This window comes from Paraburkholderia sp. MM6662-R1, assembly GCF_050436245.1.
GTDB lineage: Bacteria > Pseudomonadota > Gammaproteobacteria > Burkholderiales > Burkholderiaceae > Paraburkholderia > Paraburkholderia tuberum.
The window spans coordinates 3,018,895-3,033,481 of record NZ_JBNDLV010000001.1 but is presented as its reverse complement, the minus strand read 5'-3'; the positions used below and the strand labels follow the sequence as shown (position 1 = coordinate 3,033,481).

The following is a 14,587-nucleotide window of genomic DNA, read 5'->3' as shown; positions in this document are numbered from 1 at the left end:
CTATTTCAATGTGCAGCGGGCGTCGTGCCCGCGGCGTTGGGTTGTGGACTCGTAACGGCGTCCACCACGCGCTCCATCTGCATGAAGCGCGAGCCTTTCACGAGAAGCGTTGCGGCAGCGCCGAAGCCGGCCTGCTGCAGGTGCGCGACCAGTGCGCCGACATCGGCGACGTGGTGCGCACCCGCGCCGTATGCGGCGCAGGCGTCGCGCGAGGCGTCGCCGATCGCATACAGCGCGTCGATACCGCGCTCTTTCGCATACGCGCCGATTTCGCGGTGAAACGCCGGGCCGTTGTCGCCGACTTCGCCCATGTCGCCCATCACGAGCACACGCGGCGATTCACGTGACGCGAGCACGTCGATCGCGGCGCGCATCGAATCGGGATTCGCGTTGTAGGTGTCGTCGATCACGGTTGCGCCCGCGAGCGTGCCGAGCACGGCCTGCTTGACCTGCAGACGGCCCTTCACCGCGCCGAACGATTCGAGGCCGCGCTGGATCGCGTCGAGCGACACGCCCGCTGCCAACGCGGCGGAGGCCGCCGCGAGCGCGTTGTGCGCGTTGTGATTGCCGAGCACCTGCAGCGTGACGTCGAGATGGCCTTGCGGCGTGTCGATACTCAAACGCTTGCCGTCGAACCTGCCCTTCACCGCGGCTTCGGTCGTGCGCTCCGCGCTGTCCAACGCGAAATCGATGATGCGGCTGCCGGTCGCGGCGACGCGCCAGATGCTCGCGTATGCGTCGTCGGCGGGGAATACCGCCGTGCCTTCCGGCGACAGCACGTGAATCACGCTCGCGTGTTCGAGCGCGACCGCCTCGACGGTCGCCATGAATTCCTGGTGCTCGCGCTGCGCGTTGTTGACGACGGCAACCGTCGGCTCGGCAAGCTTCGCGAGCTGTTCAGTTTCGCCCGGATGGTTCATGCCGAGTTCGACCACCGCGAGCCGATGCGCGGCATGCAGACGGAACAGCGTGAGCGGAAGGCCGATGTCGTTGTTGAAATTGCCCGCGGTCGCGAGACGCGCATCCGCGCCGACCGCGGCCGCGAAGATCGAGGCGATCATTTCCTTGACCGTGGTCTTGCCGTTGCTGCCCGTGACCGCGACGAGCGGCAGGTCGAACTGACGACGCCAGCCGCGCGCGAGCGCGCCGAGCGCTTCGCGCGTATCGGCGACCCGGATCGCGGGCACGCTCCAGCTATCCGGCGTGCGCGCGACGAGCACCGCCGCGACGTTGCGCTCGGCCACTTGCGGCAGGAAGTCGTGCGCGTCGAAACGGTCGCCCTTGATCGCGATGAACAGATCGCCGGGGCCAGCGCTGCGGCTGTCGGTCGACACGCGCTCGAAGCGCACGCTGTCGTCGCCGGTGACGCTCGCGCCGGGGATCTGCGCGGCGGCTGCACGTAGCGAGAACATGTTCATTCGCCACCTCCGCGTGTTTGTGTGGCGCGCGCGGCAAGCGCGAGGCGGGCGTGGTCCTGATCGGAGAAAGCGCGTTTCTTGCCCATGATTTCCTGTGTGGCTTCGTGCCCCTTGCCGGCCAGCACGATCACGTCTTCGCGCGCGGCGCCGCGGATCGCCTGCAGGATCGCGCTCGCGCGGTCCTCGATGCGGCGCGCCTGCGACGCTTCCTGCATGCCCGCGGCAATTTGCTCGATGATCGCGAGCGGATCTTCGCTGCGCGGGTTGTCGCTCGTCACGACGAGGTTGTCCGCCAGCCGCTCGGCGATCGCGCCCATCAGCGGACGCTTGGTCGCATCGCGGTCGCCGCCGCAGCCGAACATGCAGACGAGTTCGCCGCCGCGCGCGGTCGCGATCGGCCGCAGTGCTTCGAGCGTCTTTTCGAGCGCGTCGGGTGTGTGCGCGTAGTCGATCACGACGAGCGGCTCGTCGTTCTGCAGACGGCCGCCCAGACGCTGCATGCGGCCGTTCACCGGTTCGAGCTTCGCGAGTTCGGCGAGCGCAGCGTCGAACGGCACGTCGGCGGCGAGCAGCACGCCGAGCACCGCGAGCAGATTGCCGACGTTGAAGAGGCCGAGCGTTTGCACTTCGACTTCGGCGTTGCCCCAGTCCGAGGTGCTCAGATGAAACGCGGTGCCGGTCGCGGTGGCATGCACGTTCGATGCAGTGAGCCACGCGTCGGCTTGCGGTGTGCCGTCAGCGTCGGCGTCGCCATGCTCGCCCTCGATGCCATACGCGATCGTGCGCGCGTGACTACGCGTGCTCGCGAGCAAACGCCGGCCGGCGGCATCGTCGCGATTGATTACGGCCGCGCGCAGCTCGGGCCAGGCGAACAGACGCGCCTTGGCGGCTTCATAGGCTTCGAACGTGCCGTGATAGTCGAGATGGTCCTGCGTCAGGTTCGTGAACACCGCGATGTCGAAAGCGGTGCCGTTCACGCGCCCCTGGTGCAGCGCATGCGACGACACTTCCATCGCCACCGCCTGCGCGCCCGCGTCGCGCAATTGCGCGAGGCTGCGTTGCAATTGCGGTGCGTCGGGCGTCGTGAAGCCGGTGTGCACGAGTTGGCCAACGAGCCCAGTGCCAAGCGTGCCGACGATCGCACAGCGCGTGCCGCGCGCGGACAGCGCCGCGGCGACCCACTGGCTGCACGAGGTCTTGCCGTTCGTGCCGGTGATGCCGACCGCGAGCATCGCGTCGCTCGGATCGCGATACCACGCGCTCGCGATCGTGCCGGCGAGTTCGTTCAACGCCGGCACCGCATGTGCGGCGGCCGCGTCGAGCGTGCCGCTGAAACCTTCGGGTTGCACGAGCACGGCGGCCGCACCGCGCTCGATGGCCGCGTCGATGAATGCGCGGTTGTCCGCGCCATCGACCGCGTACGCGAAGAACGCGTCGCCGGCCGCGAGCGAGCGCGTGTCGGCGTGCAGATGCGCGCCTGGCTGCACGTGTGCGTGCAGCCAGGCGAGGGCGTCGGCGATCTGCCGGTGCGCTGGATGTTGCTCGCGCAGCGCGCTCATCGCTCGACTCCTGGATGATTTTTCGGGTTGGCGGAAATGGTCATCTTCTTCACGCCGGGGCTCGTCGACAGCTTCTTCACCACGGGCGGCGTGGCCGGCGCGCCGGGCGCGGGCGGCGCCGAATCGTCGGACACGACCATCTGCTTGACGGGCATGTCGGGCGGCACGTTCAGCGCGCGCAGCGTATCCCCGGCGATGCCCGAAAACACCGGGCCCGACACCTGGCCGCCGAAGTGGCTACCGGCCGTCGGCTCGTCGACCGACACCGCAACGACGATGCGCGGATTCGGCATCGGCGCCATGCCGACGAACGAGGCGCGATATTTGGAGTGGTCGTAGCCGTGCGGACCGTGCTTGTACGCGGTACCGCTCTTGCCGCCGACGCGATAGCCGGGCACCGCCGCATCCGGCGACGTGCCTTGCGGCGACACCACGGTTTCGAGCATCGCGCGCACTTCACGCGCGGTGGTCGGCGAGAAGATCTGCGGACCGGTGGCCGGCGGGTCGCCCGGCGTGTGGAAAATCGTCACCGGCATGATTTCGCCGTCGTGCGCGATCGCGGTGTACGCGCGGCCGAGCTGGAACAGCGACACCGACAGGCCATAGCCGTACGACATCGTCGCCTGCTCGATACGGCGCCAGCTCTTCCACGGACGCAGACGGCCCGCCGCCGCGCCCGGAAAGCCGACCTTCGGCGCCTGGCCGAGACCGATGCTGGTGTACATGTTCCACATCTCTTCGGGCCGCAACTGCATCGCGATTTTGGTCGCGCCGATGTTGCTCGACTTCTGGATCACGCCGCCGACCGTCAGCACGCCGAAGCCGCTGTCGTCGGTAATCGGCGCGCCGTCGAGTACGAAGTGGCCGTTGCCCGTATCTACCAGTGTAGTCGGCGTCACCCGGTGCAGATCGAGCGCGAGCGACACCGTGAACGGCTTCATGATCGAACCCGGCTCGAACGTGTCGGTCAGGATGCGGTTGCGCAGCTGGTCGCCGGTCAGGTGCGAGCGGTCGTTCGGGTTGTAGGTCGGGTAATTGACGAGCGCGAGCACTTCGCCGGTGCGCACGTCGATCACCATCGCCGCGCCGGCCTTCGCCTTGAATTTCTCGACGGCCGCTTTCAGGTTCGTATAGGCGATGTACTGGATCTTGCTGTCGATCGACAGATCGACGTCCTTGCCGTTGTGCGGCACGACCTGTTCGTCGACGTCCTCGATGATGTGGCCCATCCGGTCCTTGATCACGCGACGGCTGCCCGACATGCCCGCGAGCAGCTTCTGGTCGCCGAGCTCGACGCCTTCCTGGCCCTCGTCCTCGACGTTCGTGAAGCCGATCAGGTGAGCGGTGATCTCGCCTTCCGGATAGAAGCGCTTGTACTCGTCGCGCGAGTAAATGCCGGGGATGTCGAGCGCCGCGACTTTTTCTGCGACGTCGACCGGCACCTGGCGCTTCACGTAGACGAAGGTCTTGTCTTCCGACAGCTTCGAGCGCAATTCCCTAGTGGTCATGCCGAGCAGTTTGCCGAGCGCGTCGAGCTTGTCGGCGCCGAGGTCGTCGGGCACCGATTCGGGAATCGCCCAGATTGCACGCACCGGCAGACTCGTGGCGAGCACGAGACCGTTGCGGTCGAGAATCTTGCCGCGCGTGGCCGGCATGTCGATGCGGCGCTGATAGCGGATCTCGCCCTGCTTCAGATAGAACGCGTTGCCCGGGCCCTGAATCCAGAACGCGCGCGCGGCAAGCGCGACGAACGCCATGAACAGCAGGAACACGACGAGCTTCGAGCGCCACATCGGCAGGCGCACCGACAGAATCGGGTTGGCCGAAAACGCAACGCTCTTGTGGGCCGACGATTTTTTCATCGCGTGGCTCCGCGACGGGTCGCGACCGGCGCCGAGGCCGGCGCGGAAGTCGGAATGGGTGCGTCGATCGCCGTCGCGGCGCCCGGGGCGAGCGTCAGGTACTGGGTGCGGCCCGTGGTGACCGATTGCATCTTCAGCGAGGCGGTGGCGAGCTGCTCGATGCGCGACGTTTTGGACAGCGCGCTCTGCTGATATTGAAGCTGCGAATAGTCCTGCTGCAGCTGACGCTCCTGCGACTGCGCGCGCTGCAGCTGGATAAAGATCTGACGCTGCTGATTGGTCGCGTTGACGACCGACAAGGCACAGCCCATCACGATGATCAGCAGGAAAATATTGAGGCGGTTCATGGCGCGATCCGCTCCGCCACGCGCATCACGGCAGAACGGGCGCGCGGGTTGCCGGCGACCTCAGCGTCGCTCGCGAATACGCGGCCGATGATCTTGAGCGGAGGGCTCGGCAGGTCGACCGCGCGGATCGGCAGACGGCGATCCACCGCCGGCGTGCTCGCGTGCGCCTGCATGAATCGCTTGACGATCCGGTCCTCGAGCGAATGAAAGCTGATGACCACCAGCCGCCCCCCTTGCTCCAACAACGACAACGCTGCTTCTAGAACGACTTGCAGCTCCGCAAGCTCTTGATTGACGTGAATCCGTATAGCCTGAAAGGTGCGGGTTGCCGGGTCCTTGCCCTTCTCACGGGTTTTGACGACGTTAGCCACGATTTGGGCAAGCTCGCCCGTGCTGACGAGAGGCCCAAGACGGTCGGACTCTGCCCGGCGAGCAACAAGCGCCTTTGCAATCTGAAAAGCAAACCGTTCTTCCCCATAATCTCGTATCACCTCCGTCAATTCCTGCACCGTGGCCCGCGCGAGCCAGTCAGCGGCGGACTCGCCGCGCGTCGGGTCCATCCGCATGTCGAGCGGGCCGTCGGCGCGGAAGCTGAAGCCCCGCTCCGGATCGTCGACTTGCGGCGACGACACGCCCAGATCCAGCAACACCCCCGACACACGCCCTACCCCGCGCTCCGCCATCGCGGCGCGCAGTGAAGCAAAACTCTCGTGGACGATGGCAAAGCGCGGATCGGCGATCTTCTGCGCCGTCGCGATCGCGAGCGGATCTTTATCGAACGCGATCAGCCGCCCTGCTTCACCGAGCCGTTCCAGCACGAGGCGGCTATGGCCGCCACGGCCGAACGTGCCGTCCACATACGTGCCGTCGGCGCGCGTGACCAGCGCATCGACCGCTTCGTTCAACAGCACCGTGCGATGCTGCAATTCGTTTCCCATCGCAGAAGCCATATAAATAAGCCGCGATCAGAACGTGAAATCTTTCAACGCTTCGGGCATGCCCTCGGCGATCGCCGCCTGTTCCTTCGCGGCGTAGATCTGTGCATCCCACAGCTCGAAATGGCGGCCCATGCCGAGCAAGGTCACTTCTTTCTCCAGCGAGCCAGCCGCTCGCAACTCCGGCGACACGAGCACACGGCCTGCGCCGTCCATATCCACATCCATTGCATTGCCGAGAAAAATGCGTTTCCACCAGGCGGCGTTCATGGGCAGCTTGTCAACCTTGTCACGGAAGATTTCCCATTCGGGGCGCGGAAAGAGCAACAGGCAGCCGTCCGGGTGCTTGGTGATCGTCACCCGGCCCTCTGCCTGTGTTTGCAGCGCATCCCGATAACGAGAGGGAATCGACATCCGCCCTTTCGCATCGAGCGTCAGCGCCGACGCCCCTTGGAACACTTCGCTCTCCCCTATTGCGGCGCTGTTTGCGCCGCCCGCCCGGTCCGTGAAAATCTACCCGAAAGTGATGCCGGGAACACACAAAAATACACTTTCTCACACTGTCTCCCACTTTAGAGGAACGCTAAACACGGGTCAAGGGAGCGGCGCGCTTTTCGAGCGGATTTTGTTTGCTAGAACAAGGACTTAGGGCGACTCCTTCACGTCCCGCATAAAAACGGAAAACCGTTATAAATGAATGGGCTAGTGCAACTTGTGAAGGTGATACGTGAAAAGTGCGAGGAAACAGCGCGAATTGAAAGAGATCGTCAAGGGATTCTGAAAGGGAACAGGCGGCGTCGCCCGGACCGACGACGAACGGGGCGCGCGGCGCCGTCTCGCTTGCGGAAATGCGTTCAGCGATGGCTGAGGCGATACGTGCGGTGCTCCGGTTAGCGAAGCGAAGCGGGTGAAACGCTCATATGTAATAGGCGGTGCGCGTCATCACCTTCGACATCACACGCATCAACGCGCGTGCAGGAAACGGCAACTCGATGCCGCCCGCGTCCATCGCGGCCTTGCCGTGCTGCGCTTCATCGACGCGCATCTGCTCGACGATCGCGCGCGATTCATGGTCCGCGGCGGGGAGCTGGTCGAGATGACTGTCGAGATGCTGCTCGACCTGGCGCTCCGTTTCGGCCATGAAGCCAAGACTCACTCGATCGCCGAGACGCCCCGCGGCGAGACCGATCGCGAGCGCGCCGGTGTACCACAGCGGATTGAGCAGACTCGGACGCGAGTCGAGCGCCTGGAGGCGTTTGGCGGTCCACGCCAGATGATCCTCTTCTTCCGACGCGGCGTGATCGAACATGGCGCGCAATGAAGGTGAGTCGGTGGCGAGTTTCTGCGCCTGGTAAAGCGCCTGCGCGCACACTTCGCCGACGTGGTTCACTCGCATCAAACCCGCCGCATGCGCGCGCTCCGCGGGCGAGAGTTCGGGAGCTTCGGCCGTCGCCGCGGAAGCCTGCGGAAGCGGCAGCGGACGGCTCATCCGCGAGACCCCCGTCAGTGAGCGTAAACCCCGATCAAACTCGCCAATCAACTCGTCCAGCAACATAAAGCGCTCCCTGATTCGATACCGCCGCATCGTTCCGGAAGGTCCGTGCGACAAGGCCTCGCGACGCGAAACCGGTGGCCCGACAGGCACCAATCCGCATGCAATGGGCGGTTAATTTGCGATTCTAGACCATGTTGCGTAAACGAAACAGCGGCCTTCCGGAGCGACTCCTTTTTCTTTGTTCCATGTATGCCTTTTGTTACATTACGTGGCAACTTCTCGCGAAGTTGGACAGCAAGGCCTTCAGCACTAACTAAATATTTCGCCTTGTACAAAAGATTCGTATTCCTTGGAGATCATTCGATGAAAAAGTCGCTTCTCGCTCTCGCAGCACTGGGCGCATTCGCAGGCGTCGCTCATGCGCAGAGCAGCGTGACCCTGTACGGCATCGTAGACGTTGGTATCAACATGAACACCAACTCGGGCGGTAAGCATCTGTACAACATGTCCAGCGGCGTCCTGCAAGGCTCGCGTTTCGGCCTGCGTGGCACTGAAGATCTGGGCGGCGGTCTGAAGGCCCTGTTCGTGTTGGAAAACGGCTTTGACGTGACCAACGGCAAGCTCGGTCAAGGCGGCCTGATGTTCGGTCGTCAGGCATATGTCGGTCTGTCGAGCCAGTTCGGCACGGTCACGCTGGGTCGTCAGTACGACTCCGTCGTCGACTACGTGGGTCCGTTCGAATCGGGTGATCAGTGGGGCGGCTACATCGCCGCTCACCCGGGCGATATCGACAACTTCAACAACGCGTATCGCACCAACAACACGGTCAAGTACACCAGCAAAAACTACAACGGCCTGACGTTCGGCGGCACGTATAGCTTCGGCGGCGTCGCCGGTGACTTCACGCACAACCAGATCTGGTCGTTGGGTGCTGGCTATAACAACGGTCCGCTGCAATTGGGCTTGGGTTATTTGAACGCGCGTACGCCGGCAGCTTCGGGCGGTCTGTTCAACAACGGCGGCACGATCGCAACGAATACGCCGGCCGTGGGTACTACTGCAGCTAACTTCGCAGTCACGACCCCGATCTACGCAGGCTTCGCATCGGCCAACACGTACCAGGTCGTCGGCGCGGGCGGTGCATACACGTTCGGCGCGGCAACCATCGGCCTGACGTATTCGAACATCCAGTTCGGCAACCTCGGCAAGACGTTCGCGTCGCCGTTCGCTGGCCAGAAGGCAACGTTCAACAACGGCGAAATCAACTTCAAGTATCAGTTGACCCCGGCACTGCTGGTCGGCGCAGCGTATGACTACACGCGCGGCGAGCAGATCGAAGGCAACTCGCGTGCTCAGTACCACCAAGGCGCGCTGGGCGTGGACTACTTCCTGTCCAAGCGTACCGACGTGTACCTGGTCGGCGTGTACCAGCACGCTTTGGGCGACACGGTCAACGCAACGGGTCAGGTGGTCGCAGCAACGGCAGGCATCAACGGCCTGACCGGTTCGACGAGCAGCAACCAGTTCACGGCTCGCATCGGTATCCGTCACAAGTTCTAATAAGTCGTAAAAAAACGCAGTTTGTCTCAAAGGCGCCTTCGGGCGCCTTTTTTTATGCGCGGATTTTGTACGGGCAACAAAAAGCCCGGCGCACTTTCGTGCGCCGGGCTTTTGTTTTTCGCTCGCTTAAGCCCTGCCGTCGCGCAACTCGCGGCGCAGGATCTTGCCGACATTGCTCTTCGGCAACTCGGTGCGGAATTCGACGACCTTCGGCCGCTTGTAGCCGGTCAGTTGCGTTTTGCAGTACGCGAAGATCTGTTCGTCGGTCAGCGATGGATCCTTTTTCACGACGAACAGCTTCACTGCCTCGCCGGAATGCTGATCCGGTACGCCCACCGCCGCGACTTCGAACACACCCGGCAGCTTTGCGACGACGTCCTCGACTTCATTCGGATACACGTTGAAGCCGGACACCAGAATCATGTCCTTCTTGCGATCGACGATCTTCACAAAGCCGTCCGCGCCCATGATGCCGACGTCGCCTGATTTAAAGAAGCCGTCCGCCGTCATCACCTTGGCGGTTTCGTCGGGCCTGTTCCAGTAGCCCGCCATCACCTGCGGGCCGCGGATGCAGATCTCGCCGGACTGGCCGGGCGGCACTTCGTTGCCTTCGTCGTCGCGGATCGAGACTTCGGTCGACGGCAGTGGCAGGCCGATCGTGCCGTTGTATTCGGTGGCGGTGACCGGATTGCAGGTCACGCACGGCGACGTTTCCGACAGCCCGTAGCCCTCGACGATCGGCGTGCGCGTCAGCTCGAACCAGCGCTTCGCGACCGCCTCCTGCACCGCCATGCCGCCGCCGTTCGCGGTCAGCAGCTTCGAGAAGTCGAGCTTATGGAAGTCGGGGCTGTTCAACATCGCGTTGTAGAGCGTGTTGACCGCGGGAATCGTCGTGATCGCATACCCCTCGAGCGACTTGATCATGCCGGGGATATCGCGCGGATTCGGAATCAGCACGCCGAGACCGCCGGTGCGGATCGTCAGCAGCCCGCACACGGTCAGCGCGAACACGTGATACAGCGGCAACGCGACGACCGTAATGAACTGATCGATATCCGTGCGGTTCGCGCGCACCGGATTGAGCCAGACCTCCGACTGCAGCACGTTCGCGATCAGGTTCCGGTGCAGCAGCGTCGCGCCCTTGGCCACGCCGGTGGTGCCGCCAGTGTATTGCAGGAACGCGATATCGTCGGGCCCCTGCCGGACCGGCTTGAACGTCAGACGTGCGCCCTCCGAGAGCGTGTCGTTGAACTTGACGTGCCCAGCCAGGCTCCACGCCGGCACCATCTTCTTGACCTTGCGCACGACGAAGTTCACGAGCGGGCCTTTGATGCCCATCAGGTCGCCCATCGCCGCGACGACCACATGCTTGACCGCCGTATTGCGCACGATTGCCTGCAAGGTCCCCGCGAAATTCTCGAGCAGAATGATCGCCTCAGTGCCGCTGTCCTTCAGTTGGTGCTCGAGTTCGCGCGGCGTGTACAGCGGATTCACATTCACGACCACATAGCCCGCGCGCAGAATCGCGGCGAGCGCGACTGGATACTGCAGCACGTTCGGCATCATGATCGCGACACGCGAGCCGCGCGTGAGCCCTTTCGACTGCAGCCACGCTGCAAGATTGCGCGAAAGTTCGTCGAGTTCACCGTAGCTGATCTGCTTGCCCATGCACACGAACGCCGGCTTTGCGCGGTGTTCGCGAAAGGCTTCCTCGAGCAACTCGGCCACCGACGAATAGCGTGTCGGGTCGATCTCTGCTGGAACGCCGGGCGGATAAGATTTCAGCCAGATTTTCTCCATGCAGCGTCTCCTGAATTATTTTCGAATGGTCGTGCTAAAAACGCATCGTAGCATGGGCATATTGCGGCCAATGGGCAAAGCGATGAGGTTAGACGGCAGCCTCGAACTTGCGAGGCTGGGCGCCAGCTTCAATGTGCGGCGCGGCTTTCAGGCCCGCTCGACTTCGACGAGACAGTCGTAAAACGTCGCCGAACCGCCGAAATCGGTGAGTGCCTGGCTCGTCAACTGGTTCGCGTTGCGGCCGTCCGGCGCGAGCTTCTTCCACCAGATCGACAACCCGACGACCAGGCCTTCGCGCGCCCGGTCGGTCACGCGGGCACGCGCTTGCATCGAGCCGCGGTCGTTGAAGATGCGCACCTGATCGCCGTCGCCGATGCCGCGCGCGTGCGCGTCGGCAGGGTGGATGTCCAGATGCGGCTCGCCTTCCGTCGCGCGCAGACTCTCGATGTTCACGAAGGTGCTGTTCAGGAAGTTGCGCGCGGGCGGTGAAATCATCGCGAGCGGATAGCGGACCGCCAGTTCGGGCGCGCCGTCGGCCGATTCGTAGGGCGGCAGGTAGTCCGGCAGCGGGTCGAGGCCCTGTTGCGCAAGGCGCTCGCTGTAGAACTCGCACTTGCCGGATGGCGTGCGAAAACCACCGTCGGCAAATGGCGCGTCAGGCACATTGAGACGGGCCCAGCCGGCTTGCTTCAGCATCGGCCAGTCGACACCGTCCAGCGTCTTGTCGTCCCAGCGAAATGCGGCTTGCGCGACGGCTTCGTCGCTGTCGAAGAGCGCCGGTTCCGTCATGCCCATGCGGCGCGCGAGGCTGCGGAAGATCTCGGTATTCGGCCGTGCGTCGCCGAACGGCGCGATGGCGGGCAGGTTGACCATCACGTGCGTGTGACCGTACGACTTGTGCACGTCGAGATGCTCGAGCTGCGTCGTGGCAGGCAACAGCAGGTCGGCATAATCCGCGGTGTCGGTCTGGAAATGCTCGAGCACGATCGTGAACAGATCCTCGCGCCCAAAACCCGCCGCGACGCGTTCGGAGTCCGGTGCGACCGCGACCGGATTCGAGTTGTAGACCACGATCGCCTCGACCTTGGGGCCGAACGTCGCGTCGCCCGGATGCAGCAACGCGTCGCCGATCGCATTCATATTGATCACGCGACTCGGCTTCGACGGCCAACCCGGCATCAGGTCGGGACGCTGCAACGCGTGCGAGTCGACCGGTGCCCAACCGCTCGACGACAGCAGCGCCCCCCCCGCGCGCTCAAGCCATGCGCCGGTCAGCGACGGTAGACACGCGATTGCGCGCACCGCATTGCCGCCGCCACGCACCCGCTGCAGCCCGTAGTTCAAGCGGATCGCGGCTTTCTTCGTGCTGGCGTAAAGTCGCGCAAGATCGGCGATTTCCTCTTCTTCGACACCACAGATTTCACTAACCCGAGACAATGGATAGCTGAGCGCACGCACCTTCAAGTCGGCGAAGCCCAGCGTGTGCGCCGCGATGTACTCGTAGTCGAGCAGATTCTCGGTAATCAGGACATTCATGATGCCGAGCGCGAGAGCGCCGTCTGTGCCTGGCTTTAGCGCGATGTGTTGATGGCATTTCTCCGCGGTCAGCGAGCGATACGGATCGATTGCGATCAGCTGGGCGCCGCGACGTTTGGCTTCCTGCGCGCGCGTCCAGAAATGCAGATTCGATGCGATCGGATTCGCTCCCCAGATCAGGATCACCTCGCTCTCGGCGAAAAACTCGGTGTGCATACCGATGCCGGCGCCGTACGTGTATTTGAGGCCGGCAGCGCCGGCCGCCGCGCAAATCGCGCGATCCAGCTGCGAGGCGCCGAGCTTGTGGAAAAAGCGTTGCGCGATGCTATCGCCCTGCACCAGGCCCATCGTGCCCGCGTAGCTGTAAGGCAGAATCGCTTCCGGCGCGCGACGGACAATCTCGCCGAGGCGGCTTGCGGCAAGGTCGAACGCTTCGTCCCAGTTGATTGGCTCGAAACGGCCCTCGCCCTTGCGGCCGACACGCTTCATGGGCGTCGTCAATCGGTTCGGATGGTATACACGCTCCGCGTAACGACTGACCTTTGTGCACAGCACGCCCTGAGTCGGCGGATGGTCGGGATCGCCGGCGACCTTGATCGCCCGTCCATTGTCGATGGTCACGCGCATCGCGCAGGTGTCGGGGCAATCGTGCGGGCACACGGCGCGCGCGAATTCGGTCGGGGCGTTCATCGGCAATGTGTCCTGGCGAGCAGTAAGCGGTCGCGCAAAGTGGAATTTTATTACGTCTATAGGCCGCCGACCTCGGTGGCGCCACCAAAAATGCCTTCGGCGTAGAATGAATTATCCGCAGTGCCCGGGCCGACGTGGTCCGCGGCGATCTCATGCTCGTCAAGCACAAACGCATAATCACTCAATTATGAAACTCATCCCCGAAATTCAGGCCGCTCGTGGCGAAATCCAGACCCTTCGACGAACCATCCATGCCCACCCGGAGCTGCGCTACGAAGAGACGGCGACTGCTGATCTCGTCGCGCGTTCGCTCGAGTCCTGGGGCATCGAGACCCACCGTGGTTTCGGCAAGACGGGCGTGGTCGGCGTATCGAAACGAGGTAACGGCTCGCGCGCGATTGGTCTGCGAGCCGACATGGACGCGCTGCCGATCCAGGAGCTCAACAGCTTCGATCATCGGTCGACGAACGACGGCAAGATGCATGCGTGCGGGCACGACGGGCATACGGCGATGCTGCTCGGTGCCGCGCACTACCTGGCCAAACATGGTGCTTTCGACGGCACGATCGTGTTCATTTTCCAGCCGGCTGAAGAGGGCGGCGCCGGCGCGAAGGCTATGATCGACGACGGCTTGTTCAACAAATTCCCCGTGGACGCCGTGTTTGGCATTCACAACTGGCCGGGCATGCCGGCGGGCCACTTCGGCGTAACCGAAGGCCCGATCATGGCGTCGAGCAATGAATTTCGCATCGAAATCAAGGGCGTCGGCTCGCATGCAGCGCTACCGCACAATGGCCGTGATCCGGTCTTTGCGGCGGTGCAAATTGCCAACGGGCTGCAAAGCATCATCACGCGAAACAAAAAGCCGCTGGATACTGCGGTATTGTCGATAACGCAGATACATGCGGGCGATGCGGTCAATGTGGTACCGGACGACGCTTGGATCGCGGGGACCGTTCGGACCTTCACTACAGAAACGCTCGACCTGATCGAGTCACGCATGCGCAAGATCGCGCACAGTACGGCCGAAGCATACGATTGCTCCGTTCAGGTCCAATTCCACCGGAACTATCCCCCGACGATCAACAGCAGCGAGGAAGCGCGTTTTGCGGCGTCGGTCATGAAAGAGATCGTTGGCGCGGAAAATATCGATGACGCGGTTGAACCGACCATGGGTGCCGAAGATTTTTCGTTCATGCTGTTGGCGAAACCGGGTTGCTATGCGTTTTTGGGCAACGGCGATGGCGGCCACCGCGAGGCGGGCCACGGCGCGGGCCCTTGTATGCTGCACAACGCGAGTTATGACTTTAACGACGAGTTGTTGCCGGTGGGATCGACGTATTGGGTCCGACTGGCGCAGAAGTTTCTGGCGCAAGGGAAGTAGA

11 protein-coding genes are annotated in these 14,587 nt (G+C 63.5%); 2 read left to right on the top strand and 9 right to left on the bottom strand.

The features are described 5' to 3' along the window. Positions 1–5 precede the first annotated feature (5 nt). The 7 genes from OKW39_RS14345 to coq7 form a co-directional block, all read right to left on the bottom strand. Complete coding sequence (locus OKW39_RS14345) at positions 6–1,418, bottom strand: UDP-N-acetylmuramoyl-tripeptide--D-alanyl-D-alanine ligase (protein WP_429562911.1); 1,413 nt, start codon at positions 1,416–1,418, stop codon at positions 6–8. Next, entirely contained in the window at positions 1,415–2,977 is a 1,563-nt protein-coding gene (locus OKW39_RS14340) for a UDP-N-acetylmuramoyl-L-alanyl-D-glutamate--2,6-diaminopimelate ligase (protein WP_429562910.1), read from the bottom strand. The genes OKW39_RS14345 and OKW39_RS14340 overlap by 4 nt, the downstream gene beginning before the upstream one ends. Further along, on the bottom strand, positions 2,974–4,839 hold the full coding sequence (locus tag OKW39_RS14335) for a peptidoglycan D,D-transpeptidase FtsI family protein (protein WP_429362904.1): 1,866 nt from the start codon (positions 4,837–4,839) through the stop codon (positions 2,974–2,976). Before OKW39_RS14335 ends, OKW39_RS14340 begins: the two co-directional genes overlap by 4 nt. Beyond that, positions 4,836–5,186, bottom strand: coding sequence for a cell division protein FtsL (gene ftsL, locus OKW39_RS14330; RefSeq protein WP_090801975.1), 351 nt, complete (start codon positions 5,184–5,186; stop codon positions 4,836–4,838). Before ftsL ends, OKW39_RS14335 begins: the two co-directional genes overlap by 4 nt. Beyond that, positions 5,183–6,136, bottom strand: a complete 954-nt coding sequence (rsmH, locus tag OKW39_RS14325) for a 16S rRNA (cytosine(1402)-N(4))-methyltransferase RsmH (protein WP_090801977.1) — start codon at positions 6,134–6,136, stop codon at positions 5,183–5,185. The genes ftsL and rsmH overlap by 4 nt, the downstream gene beginning before the upstream one ends. Before the next feature lie 15 nt (positions 6,137–6,151). Beyond that, on the bottom strand, positions 6,152–6,580 hold the full coding sequence (mraZ, locus tag OKW39_RS14320; RefSeq protein WP_429562909.1) for a division/cell wall cluster transcriptional repressor MraZ: 429 nt from the start codon (positions 6,578–6,580) through the stop codon (positions 6,152–6,154). A gap of 457 nt (positions 6,581–7,037) precedes the next feature. After that, positions 7,038–7,676 (bottom strand): 2-polyprenyl-3-methyl-6-methoxy-1,4-benzoquinone monooxygenase, encoded by a 639-nt coding sequence (gene coq7 / locus OKW39_RS14315; RefSeq protein WP_429562908.1) that lies wholly within the window; start codon positions 7,674–7,676, stop codon positions 7,038–7,040. 303 nt (positions 7,677–7,979) lie between these two features. Between coq7 and OKW39_RS14310 the strand changes: the two genes are divergently transcribed. Next, on the top strand, positions 7,980–9,176 hold the full coding sequence (locus tag OKW39_RS14310) for a porin (protein ID WP_090801980.1): 1,197 nt from the start codon (positions 7,980–7,982) through the stop codon (positions 9,174–9,176). Positions 9,177–9,302: 126 nt separating this feature from the next. Here OKW39_RS14310 and OKW39_RS14305 read toward each other — a convergent pair whose 3' ends face one another. Then, on the bottom strand, positions 9,303–10,976 hold the full coding sequence (locus OKW39_RS14305) for a long-chain fatty acid--CoA ligase (protein WP_090801981.1): 1,674 nt from the start codon (positions 10,974–10,976) through the stop codon (positions 9,303–9,305). A gap of 147 nt (positions 10,977–11,123) precedes the next feature. Beyond that, on the bottom strand, positions 11,124–13,202 hold the full coding sequence (locus OKW39_RS14300; RefSeq protein WP_429562907.1) for a molybdopterin-containing oxidoreductase family protein: 2,079 nt from the start codon (positions 13,200–13,202) through the stop codon (positions 11,124–11,126). A gap of 187 nt (positions 13,203–13,389) precedes the next feature. On the opposite strand from OKW39_RS14300, the gene OKW39_RS14295 reads away from it, so the two are divergent. After that, positions 13,390–14,586, top strand: a complete 1,197-nt coding sequence (locus OKW39_RS14295; RefSeq protein WP_429562906.1) for a M20 aminoacylase family protein — start codon at positions 13,390–13,392, stop codon at positions 14,584–14,586. Position 14,587 lies beyond the last annotated feature (1 nt).